The following is an 8,829-nucleotide window of genomic DNA, read 5'->3' as shown; positions in this document are numbered from 1 at the left end:
TTATTGGTCTAATAATAGTTCTGTAAAAAGCTTAAATATAGAAGATGCGAATATATTAAAGAATAAAATTAAGCCAATCAACGTTGAAGAGCGGCTCTTATTTATTATTAAAAACTATACAAAATTTCACTCATTTAGCCAATTAAAACAATTGTTTATCGAACATGAAAAAGCATTTTATAAGAAAGCAGCAATAGACAAGCTTAAAAATAGATAATCTATGCAAAAGAAAAAGGATTACTAATGCAAAAGTAATCCTTTTTCTCTACTAATTTATTCCTCTTCTTTACGACCATCATCCTGAGGTGGTGTAGTTACATCCTGAGAAGGCTGTTGATTAGGGTTCGTTGTTTGATCATCATTTTCGTCAGGTACAGTTACGTTCGGTTCTTCCCCAGTATTACCAGTGTCTCCTGTATTTCCTGTATTGTTATTACCGCCATTATTTCCGTTACCATTACCATTTGGATCGTTACCGCCATTATTTCCGTTACCACTACCATTTGTACCATTTCCGTTATTTCCTGAATTATCCCCATTGTTATTACCGTTGTTACCATTATTGTCTTGATTATTATCCTGATTTGGATTTTCCTCATCGGTAGTGTCATCTGGCTCTTCTTCGTCTAACGGAAGCTCAGGTACTTCTTCTTCAAGTTTAGGTACTTGAATTTTTGTTGCGGCAGCACTACTACGAGCACCGTCACTTACAGCTACAACTTGGAATGAGTAAACAGAACCAGGTTTTACATCAACTACTGTATAGCTTAAATCTCCCGAATTACTAACAACCTGATAGGAGCCGTTATCGATAGATTGTTTTACTTCAAAGGTAACATCGGAGTCTGATTTGTAATTCCAATTAATTGTAATCGAATTTGATTCTTGATCATAATTAACATTTAAGCCTGATGGCTTAGCAAGTTTATTGTATTTTTTAGATTTTTTACTTGGCTCATAACCTTTTACAAAATATTCATAAAGCTTTTGGCTTTCAGGCGTATAATCACTTGCTAGAACAGGTTCCATATGACCTTTTTCAACAGCATGTTGAACGACACTACTCGGTTGTTCAAAATCAGATGTATCACCTGCAGCGACTTCCTCAAAAACTTCTTTGAATAAGGCTTTTGCTAAATCCTGATCATCAGAATCTAAATAAACCTTTTCACCTTCTTTAAATTCACTATAACCAGTCCAAACAGCGGCAGTATAATTAGGGTTATAACCGACAAACCATGCATCCTTTGCTGCTCTTGAAGGAATATCATATTTTTCCTTTTCTTCAGGAGTAAAGTTTGTTGTCCCTGTTTTACCAGCTATATTTACATTATCAATTCTGGCTGCCTTACCTGTACCATACTTAACAACTGACTTCATCATATCTGTTACCATAAACGCAGTATAATCACTCATTGCAGCTTTTGGTTCAGGCTCTAAGCTAATCTCAGTTCCATCACTTAAAACAATTTTTTTCACGGCATGTGGCTCGTTATAAATCCCATTATTACCAAATGCGCTAAATGCACCAGCCATTTGAAGAGGAGAGACACCTTTATCAAATCCACCAATCGAATAAGACTCTACAATTCCATCAACAGGAATCCCTAAACCTTCTGCAAATTCTTGTGCTTTTTCTGCCCCAACCTCTTGAAATGCTTTTAATGCAGGAATGTTTCGAGAATATGCTAATGCGTCCCGTATTGACATTTGCCCTTTATAGCTACGGTCCCAGTTATTAATAGGTGTTCCATCACTATATGTGTAAGGCTCATCTCTTACTTGTTCATATGTCGACCATTTTTCATATTCAATAACAGGTCCGTAATCTAATACAGGCTTTATCGTAGATCCTGGTTGTCGTTTAGCATCTGTTGCATAGTTGAAACCACCAACTGGTTGGTTGCGTCCGCCACCAATTGCGCGAATTTCACCTGTTTTCGTATCGATTAACGAGATTCCTGCCTGTAATTTATCATCAGGAAAATCCATAGAATCTCCATTTAAAACTTCTTCAACTTTTTGTTGGGCATCTGGATCAAGCGTTGTATAAATTTTTAACCCTGCAGTTCCAGCGTCAATATCTGTCTTTTCTTTAACTTCTTCAATTACCTCTTCAACAAAAGCGTGATATGGATTTGCCACTTCATTAGGTTCTACAAGTGTCGATTGGACAGGAATCTTTTTTGCTTCCTCTGCCTCAGCCTCTGAAATATATCCATGCTTGGCCATTAAGTTTAATACGGTGTTCCGACGCTTTTCAGCACTTTCCGGATTCGTTCTAGGGTTATAATTGTTAGGACTTTGTGGCATACCTGCAATCATTGCAGCTTCATGTAATTCAAGTTTACTTAAATCTGTTTCTCCATAAAATGATTCAGCTGCTTTTGCGACACCGTAAATGTTTCCAGGAAAATAAATTTTGTTTAAATACATTTCAAGAATTTCTTGTTTTGAATATTTTCTTTCTAATTGGAATGCTAACCAAATTTCCTGTACCTTACGAGTTATTGTTTTGTCTGTTGTTAGGATGGAGTTTTTAATAACCTGTTGGGTAATTGTACTACCACCCTCAGCACCAAAGCCTTCTTTAACGTTAGCGACAAATGCGCCGCCAATTCGAATGAAATCAACTCCATTATGATCAAAAAAGCGTGCGTCCTCTGTTGCTAAAACAGCATTTCTTAAAACTTCAGGTATTTCTTCATATGGGACATATGTTCGCTTCACTGAACCAATTTCAGTAATTTCTTTACCATCTATATCATATAAGGTTGATGAAAAAGAATCCTTTAATTTCTTTTCATCTAATGATGGTGCACCAGCGACGATAGCTGCAAATGTAATTCCACCACCGACCATTCCGATAATTCCTATAACGAGAAGCGTTAAGAGAATTTTTTTCCATAGGGGTGCTGATTTATGTGTTTTTTTCTTTTTTCCTTTTGGTGATTGTTGAGTTTGTTGTCGTTTTCGTTCTTGACGACTTTTATATTGCTCTGACATGTTACTACCAACCTTTCATAATAGGCTTACCAAAATATAGCAGGGGAAATGAACCTGCTAAAATTATTTTATCTTAAAAATATAGTTTATCTATAATCTTAAGATAGTCAATCCTTGCTTGATAGCCTAAAGGAATTTTATATGCCAATTCAGCAATTTCTTTCATCGAAATTGACTTTCTGCCACCAGCTGATTGGCGTTCCCAAAATGTTAATAAATGTGTAGCCTCCAAAAAATAATATTGATTAAAGGCAGATAAAATGACAAAGCTTATTCCGCCATGATGCAAAATATTTTTCATATGCTCAATTTGATGTTCATGGAAGTTTTGCAGAGGAAAGGAAGTTTTATTTTTTGTTTCCTTTGCCTCAAAGTCAATATATTTGCCTTTATAAATACCATTATAGTCTGTTGTTGAGCTTTGTTTAAAATAAGCCTCTTTTATTACTGCAGCACTTCTCCTTGGATAATCTACATGGACTATTTGAACAGGAGTAGGCTTTTTATGTATGACAGCTATCTGGTTTTCTAAATAATATTTATTTGTTTCATTTAAATCCTCTTCAAGTGTCATACCACGATTACTATATGTGATGGACTGTTGTTTATTTTCTTTTATTTGTTTATCTGGTTTATAAGGCTTTCCGTTAGGATAACGAAAAATCATTTTGTACCTCCTCCTCGAAACTACTACCTATCATACCAAAAATATTGAAAAAGTATTGTTAAAAAAGTTTCAAATTTGTTAATGTGTACAATTTATCGGATTAGGAGACGATAGTGAAAGAGGTGGAACAATGGATGTATTTAAACAATTTATCGATAATCAAGAAAAAAAAATCATCACATCTATAGTTAATACGACAAGAAAAAAAAATTATGACAATATTTCAAGAACGAATGCGTATCAAGACTTTTATTATCTTCATCCCGAAATTCAATGGTCTTTCCTAGCCAGTATGGTTTCAAGAAATGCTGGCTGGAGCATGACAGACCTTCAAGGGAAATGGTTCCGAAAAGCGTTAAATTTACAGCAAAGAAATTTACTTTTTATGACATATGAACGGGCAAATTGGCTTATTTTCCAAGATGCATATCCACAATTATTACTATATAAATGGTCTAAAAGAATCAAGAAGCCACTTTTTCATTTATTAAATGCCTTTCATGTTTCTAGATTTATGGAAATGGAATGGAACCATTTTTGGAATAACCAAGATGAAAATAGATTAATGATAGCCTTAATCATAAACGAACAAAATGTGATTCAAAAGCCTGTTATTGAAAATAAACAATATCACCATCTTGTTTTTAATTCCCTTCCATTTAAAATGCAAGATTTATTACATTTCAGTTCTGTTGTGTTTCCGATTTTGTCGGGTAAATTATTTGGCTTTTCAGCAGTTCGCTTTCAACACTTATCAACTAGAATAGAGTTAGGGAAGAGATTAGCATGGCTCCTTTTTTATTCAGGGCTTTTTGACCATTTTTCCCTCTTTTCGAAAACAGTCACACATACAGGGTCAAGATATGATTATGAAAAATTTTTGCCAGGTAATCGTATAAGAGAAACACCATTATTACGAACCGTTTATCCAATCGTTTCACATACAATAGACGAAAAAAGAGAAGATTGGTTTCACGGTCAAAACACAAAAAGATGGTTTAAAGAAGGAAAAATCCCAAATAACTTTGAAATTACAGCATGGTATCAAAAGAAACAGAATCAACTGCATCTCCTCAGCTTACTTCAAGAATACAAAATGAAATAAAGTTATTATCTACTTACGATTCCTTTTACGATGAAAATGTTCTAAAAATGAAAAAGTCAGACTCTAACCTTTGCTGAAATGACTAGCAAATGATTAGTGACTGACTTTTCTTCATTATTAAGTAGACGGACGATTAGGACCATTCAATTTTTTATCGCCTGTATTCCGAGCTTTTTCTTCAGTAGCTTGTTGCTTCTCGCTATTTTTTTTAGCCATGTCTCGCACCTCCTATTAATAGTGTCTACATTTTCCTTTTTTCCATTCAGGTCGAAGGAAAATGTCGAAGATTGTTTGTTTTTACTTTCTTTGGCGAATGAAAACTAGTTTTGTCAAGCTTGAAGGGAGATAAAAATAATGAGCGAATGACTATATGTATAAGGAGGGAGAAAAATGAAAAAAATCATTGAAAAGACGGTAATTGAGGCAAAACTGGAAGAGTTGGAAAGAGAACTACTGTCACTTGAACAAGTCTTTATGGATAAGGTTGAAAGTGAAAAGGTTGGTATTCAACTACAAAATGATGCTTATCAAATCAATCGGAAGTTAGATAACATGATTTCCCGAATCGATGCTAAAGAATTACCAGTTAAAGATAATGGATTTAAACCATCTCCTGCTTCTTGTTTTCCGATTGTAGCAACTAATATGTAATATTATTCGGAACGTGATATGATGAAGGCAGAGGTGAAGCAAGATGAACTTAGAAATGATTTCAAAGAACCTTCTGCATGCAATTGATGAATGTAAAGAGAGATTTGAACTAATAAAACAAAAGCCGGAAAAAACAGAAGAATTGTTCTACAATAAAGTAAAGCCAACATTTGAAACGGTTTCAGACCTAACAGCAAAATGGAAACCATTGGCTGATGATTGGATTGTTAAAACAAATCCAAAATATATACATTTAACTCAAATAGAATCGACAGTTGAAAATATCGAGCAAATCATTTTACAATCCTTTTATAAAGATATTAATAACCAACGATTTTATAATTTATATAATTCTGTTGAATATATTCTTAAAACGATGCTTACAGAGTTACACAACGACATTTAATTCATTTATTCTATTTTTGAATAAACAATAGCTTTAAAGGCAAGAAGCATTCGCCAACGAGAATACTTCTTGCTGCTTATTGAATTATTTTTTTTCAACCATATAAGAAACTGGACGGTTATTTTCAGTTGCTACTGGCTCAATTGCATATTCAACTAATTCTTCTGTTTTTCTTGCGACGTTTTGACCTCGTTTAGAAATGGTAGGCTTGTGTCCTTTTTCCATATGATCAAAATGTTTTCCTCTAGACATATTTAAACCCTCCTTTTCATGTATTTTTGCTTACAAAATAGTAGAACATCTCACCAATTAGGCAAATTAGTCATAAAATACCTATAAATCACGGTATTTGCTAAAATGTAGGAGGAGTAAAAATGCATGGTCACAATCATTACCAACATAATGGGCATTGGTTAGGTCATGGTGAATATTATCGACCGTTACAGCCGTTTAATTTATTTTCTTCACCTTTTCATTCACTGCACCAACCTTATTATCAGCAACAAAATTTTCAACCAATGCAACCACCATATCAACCAATGCAACCTAATTATTTCCAGGATGGAACAAGTGGAATGGTTAACAATTCCTTCATAAATTCACCTTACGTAGCACCATATCCGAAGCCAACTCCATTACTAAAACAACAGCCATCAGGTTTGAATACAATAATGTCTCAGTTTAAAAAATCTGATGGGCAATTAGATTTAAATAAAATGATTGATACAGCTGGACAAATGATGAATGCTGTTAATCAAATGGGTGGGCTATTTAAAGGAGTAACATCCATCTTTAAATAGTTGTGTATTAAAAAGAGCAAAGGTATTTAATTGCTTTGCTCTTTTTAAAATCGCAAAATGGAAATTAGATTAACAGCTCGTACACTTCATTAAGTTGATTACCTCTAATAAAATCCTGGTTATGAAACGCATATTTAATTTCTTCAGGCAGGACTCTGTTTAAAAAATGAATTTCTGCATCATCTAAAACCTGGACAAACTCCATTTCGGATTTATAGTCTCTTCTGGATAATTTAGAAAAGATTCGCTGACAAACTGAGCTATCGTCATAATTAGAAATGGCCTCTTTTAAATAATCTAGTGTAAAATCCATGAACATTCAGTCCTTAAAAAAATTTTTGAATTCATTGGATGGTGTTTGATCGTTCTGTGAATATGGATTTTCGCTTGTCACACTATCAGCATCAAGGTTTGTTTTGATGACAAGAGTTGGTGAATGTGAAGGTTCAGCAATGATCCGATCTTCTAATTCATGAAAATCAGGTAGGTTTATCTTTTTTTCTTTCATGTAAACACCTCCTATATGTATTGTTTCATCCAATTAATGATTTCTCTCAAGTTAATAATTGGATTTTTCATTAAGCATAATGAAGATCAATTGTGAAAAAATAAAAATGAGGTGAAACTGATGAAGAGAAAAGAACGTCTAAAAAAGGGGTTCAATGAAATCACAGCTTCTGCAAAGGATTTGCAAAGGGATCCAACTCCTGAGGATAATCCGAAATATGGGAGCAAATCACATAAAAATAGCTAAAAAAGGGATTGAAAAACCAGAAAGCTCCAAGATATACAATAAGCTATCTGGTTCTTCATCCTTTAGGTATTACAGACTTTTGTATGCGATAATACGTATTTAAGGATTTATTAAGAGAAATTTTATATAATAGTTTATTGTAATTCTTCATTTATTTCTATTTGTTTTGTCTTTTTAGGTAGTGTCACTAAAAGTGAGCCTTCTTTGAATGAAGTTTTAATTTCGTTTTCATTTACTACATATGGCAGTAATATCGTTCGAGAAATACTATCCTGTGAGGTAAAGCTTCGGAACGTAGAAGAATTTTCATTATATTCTTTAAGTTCTTCACGGTTTGTAATCGTTAGTGTTAAATATTGTTGATAAAGTTCTAGCTTTATTTGTTCTTTTTTAACCGGTGGAAATTTCAAGTCGATATGATAGTTTTTATCTGTTTCGTATGAGCGTACATGTATATGATGATGTGGGAAAGTTTCAAGTAGTATCGAGTCAACATTATTCATAAATTGCTTTATTGGGTCTGAACGAAAAAAATGATCAACAATTTGAAAAAAGTCAATTGAGTCATTGAGCTCATTCGATTTGTTTTGCAGAAATTTATCTTTTTTGCTCATGATTTTCATCCTTCCTTTACATACTTTGTCAAATTATTATATGAAATGAACAAAAAAAGGTTTATGTCCCTAAAAAGATGTTAGTATATCACTTTGAGTTTGAAACTGTTTGGTTTTCTTCATACATAATTGTCTATAGATCTTATTAAACAGCTAAGTTTTAAGAATAACGTATAAGAGGAGTCGTACTATGTTAAAGTCATTATTTGGAAAAAAACAAAGGGTAGAGGAGGAGAAAATAGTCGCCCCTTTATCAGGAAAATTAGTTAGACTTGAAGATGTGCCTGATCCTGTTTTCTCACAAAAATTAATGGGGGATGGAATGGCAATTGAACCATCTGAGAATCTTGTAATTGCACCATTTGCTGGTCAAGTAATTCAAGTATTTCATACAAAACATGCCATAGGATTACGTTCCCGATTAGGAGTTGAATTGTTAATTCATATTGGCCTTGAGACAGTAAATTTGAGCGGTGAAGGATTTACCCCTTTAGTAAAAGAAGGGCAAAAGGTTAAAGTCGGTGATCCTTTAATGGAAATAGATCTTACGCTTATTCGTGATCGAGCAGCAAGTACGATTACACCAATCGTTATAACAAATAGTGATAGTATCGCTTATATTAAAAAGTCAGAACCTGATATTGTTAAAAAAGGTGAATCACCAATAATAGAAGTAAAGCTTAAGTGAAAATCAAAATCACTATAAATTAAAAAATAAAGTAATAATGGAAGTTTTAAAAATATTTGCTTCATTTCGATGAGTTCATAGCTTACTCAATTGGAATGAAGTTTTTCTTTATTTGCGAACGTTTATTCGGTACAATAA

At 33.3% G+C, this 8,829-nt stretch carries 14 protein-coding genes; 7 read left to right on the top strand and 7 right to left on the bottom strand.

The features are described from left to right. A partial coding sequence (locus tag HU235_RS13705; RefSeq protein ID WP_411828262.1) for a YpoC family protein occupies positions 1-217 on the top strand: 217 nt, incomplete at its 5' end. A gap of 56 nt (positions 218-273) precedes the next feature. On the opposite strand, the gene HU235_RS13700 is transcribed toward HU235_RS13705, so the two are convergent. Then, positions 274-3,006, bottom strand: a complete 2,733-nt coding sequence (locus tag HU235_RS13700; protein WP_174880550.1) for a PBP1A family penicillin-binding protein — start codon at positions 3,004-3,006, stop codon at positions 274-276. A 73-nt stretch (positions 3,007-3,079) separates the two neighbouring features. Further along, a complete protein-coding gene (gene recU, locus HU235_RS13695) occupies positions 3,080-3,670 on the bottom strand; it encodes a Holliday junction resolvase RecU (RefSeq protein ID WP_095302209.1) in 591 nt (196 codons plus the stop codon). Positions 3,671-3,803: 133 nt separating this feature from the next. On the opposite strand from recU, the gene HU235_RS13690 reads away from it, so the two are divergent. Continuing rightward, positions 3,804-4,778, top strand: coding sequence for a DUF2515 domain-containing protein (locus HU235_RS13690; protein ID WP_174880549.1), 975 nt, complete (start codon positions 3,804-3,806; stop codon positions 4,776-4,778). 117 nt (positions 4,779-4,895) lie between these two features. Here the strand turns inward: HU235_RS13690 and sspM are convergent, their stop codons facing one another. Continuing rightward, complete coding sequence (gene sspM, locus HU235_RS13685) at positions 4,896-4,994, bottom strand: acid-soluble spore protein SspM (protein WP_095302188.1); 99 nt, start codon at positions 4,992-4,994, stop codon at positions 4,896-4,898. 174 nt (positions 4,995-5,168) lie between these two features. On the opposite strand from sspM, the gene HU235_RS13680 reads away from it, so the two are divergent. Together HU235_RS13680 and HU235_RS13675 are read left to right on the top strand one after the other, a co-directional pair. Continuing rightward, a complete protein-coding gene (locus tag HU235_RS13680; protein WP_095302187.1) occupies positions 5,169-5,429 on the top strand; it encodes a hypothetical protein in 261 nt (86 codons plus the stop codon). 43 nt (positions 5,430-5,472) lie between these two features. Next, entirely contained in the window at positions 5,473-5,835 is a 363-nt protein-coding gene (locus tag HU235_RS13675; protein WP_095302186.1) for a DUF1798 family protein, read from the top strand. 84 nt (positions 5,836-5,919) lie between these two features. Here HU235_RS13675 and HU235_RS13670 read toward each other — a convergent pair whose 3' ends face one another. Further along, a complete protein-coding gene (locus HU235_RS13670; protein WP_170944445.1) occupies positions 5,920-6,087 on the bottom strand; it encodes a hypothetical protein in 168 nt (55 codons plus the stop codon). 122 nt (positions 6,088-6,209) lie between these two features. Here HU235_RS13670 and HU235_RS13665 point away from each other — a divergent pair, with 122 nt between their 5' ends. Next, on the top strand, positions 6,210-6,635 hold the full coding sequence (locus tag HU235_RS13665; protein ID WP_095302185.1) for a YppG family protein: 426 nt from the start codon (positions 6,210-6,212) through the stop codon (positions 6,633-6,635). A 64-nt stretch (positions 6,636-6,699) separates the two neighbouring features. On the opposite strand, the gene HU235_RS13660 is transcribed toward HU235_RS13665, so the two are convergent. Both HU235_RS13660 and HU235_RS13655 read right to left on the bottom strand, forming a co-directional pair. Continuing rightward, complete coding sequence (locus tag HU235_RS13660; protein ID WP_095302184.1) at positions 6,700-6,948, bottom strand: sigma-G-dependent sporulation-specific acid-soluble spore protein CsgA; 249 nt, start codon at positions 6,946-6,948, stop codon at positions 6,700-6,702. A 6-nt stretch (positions 6,949-6,954) separates the two neighbouring features. Further along, positions 6,955-7,143: a hypothetical protein gene (locus tag HU235_RS13655; RefSeq protein ID WP_095302183.1), complete on the bottom strand. Its 189-nt coding sequence runs from the start codon at positions 7,141-7,143 to the stop codon at positions 6,955-6,957. A 120-nt stretch (positions 7,144-7,263) separates the two neighbouring features. Here HU235_RS13655 and HU235_RS25300 point away from each other — a divergent pair, with 120 nt between their 5' ends. Further along, a complete protein-coding gene (locus HU235_RS25300) occupies positions 7,264-7,389 on the top strand; it encodes a hypothetical protein (protein WP_255451847.1) in 126 nt (41 codons plus the stop codon). Positions 7,390-7,523: 134 nt separating this feature from the next. Here HU235_RS25300 and HU235_RS13650 read toward each other — a convergent pair whose 3' ends face one another. Then, positions 7,524-8,003, bottom strand: a complete 480-nt coding sequence (locus HU235_RS13650; RefSeq protein WP_170944444.1) for an Hsp20/alpha crystallin family protein — start codon at positions 8,001-8,003, stop codon at positions 7,524-7,526. A 190-nt stretch (positions 8,004-8,193) separates the two neighbouring features. On the opposite strand from HU235_RS13650, the gene HU235_RS13645 reads away from it, so the two are divergent. Further along, complete coding sequence (locus HU235_RS13645) at positions 8,194-8,691, top strand: PTS sugar transporter subunit IIA (RefSeq protein ID WP_095302181.1); 498 nt, start codon at positions 8,194-8,196, stop codon at positions 8,689-8,691. The last annotated feature ends 138 nt before the right edge of the window (positions 8,692-8,829 follow it).

Source organism: Metabacillus niabensis, from assembly GCF_902829255.1.
GTDB lineage: Bacteria > Bacillota > Bacilli > Bacillales > Bacillaceae > Metabacillus > Metabacillus niabensis.
Note: the sequence above shows the minus strand (reverse complement) of the source record. Positions and strands in the feature narration are given on the sequence as shown.

Excerpts from the sequence above, each read along its gene's own strand:
- HU235_RS13660 (WP_095302184.1), bottom strand. The coding sequence starts at position 6,948 with ATGGATTTTACACTAGATTATTTAAAAGAGGCCATTTCTAATTATGAC.
- HU235_RS25300 (WP_255451847.1), top strand. The coding sequence starts at position 7,264 with ATGAAGAGAAAAGAACGTCTAAAAAAGGGGTTCAATGAAATCACAGCT.
- HU235_RS13670 (WP_170944445.1), bottom strand. The coding sequence starts at position 6,087 with ATGTCTAGAGGAAAACATTTTGATCATATGGAAAAAGGACACAAGCCT.
- HU235_RS13700 (WP_174880550.1), bottom strand. The coding sequence starts at position 3,006 with ATGTCAGAGCAATATAAAAGTCGTCAAGAACGAAAACGACAACAAACT.
- HU235_RS13655 (WP_095302183.1), bottom strand. The coding sequence starts at position 7,143 with ATGAAAGAAAAAAAGATAAACCTACCTGATTTTCATGAATTAGAAGAT.
- sspM (WP_095302188.1), bottom strand. The coding sequence starts at position 4,994 with ATGGCTAAAAAAAATAGCGAGAAGCAACAAGCTACTGAAGAAAAAGCT.
- HU235_RS13650 (WP_170944444.1), bottom strand. The coding sequence starts at position 8,003 with ATGAGCAAAAAAGATAAATTTCTGCAAAACAAATCGAATGAGCTCAAT.
- HU235_RS13645 (WP_095302181.1), top strand. The coding sequence starts at position 8,194 with ATGTTAAAGTCATTATTTGGAAAAAAACAAAGGGTAGAGGAGGAGAAA.
- HU235_RS13690 (WP_174880549.1), top strand. The coding sequence starts at position 3,804 with ATGGATGTATTTAAACAATTTATCGATAATCAAGAAAAAAAAATCATC.
- HU235_RS13680 (WP_095302187.1), top strand. The coding sequence starts at position 5,169 with ATGAAAAAAATCATTGAAAAGACGGTAATTGAGGCAAAACTGGAAGAG.
- HU235_RS13675 (WP_095302186.1), top strand. The coding sequence starts at position 5,473 with ATGAACTTAGAAATGATTTCAAAGAACCTTCTGCATGCAATTGATGAA.
- HU235_RS13665 (WP_095302185.1), top strand. The coding sequence starts at position 6,210 with ATGCATGGTCACAATCATTACCAACATAATGGGCATTGGTTAGGTCAT.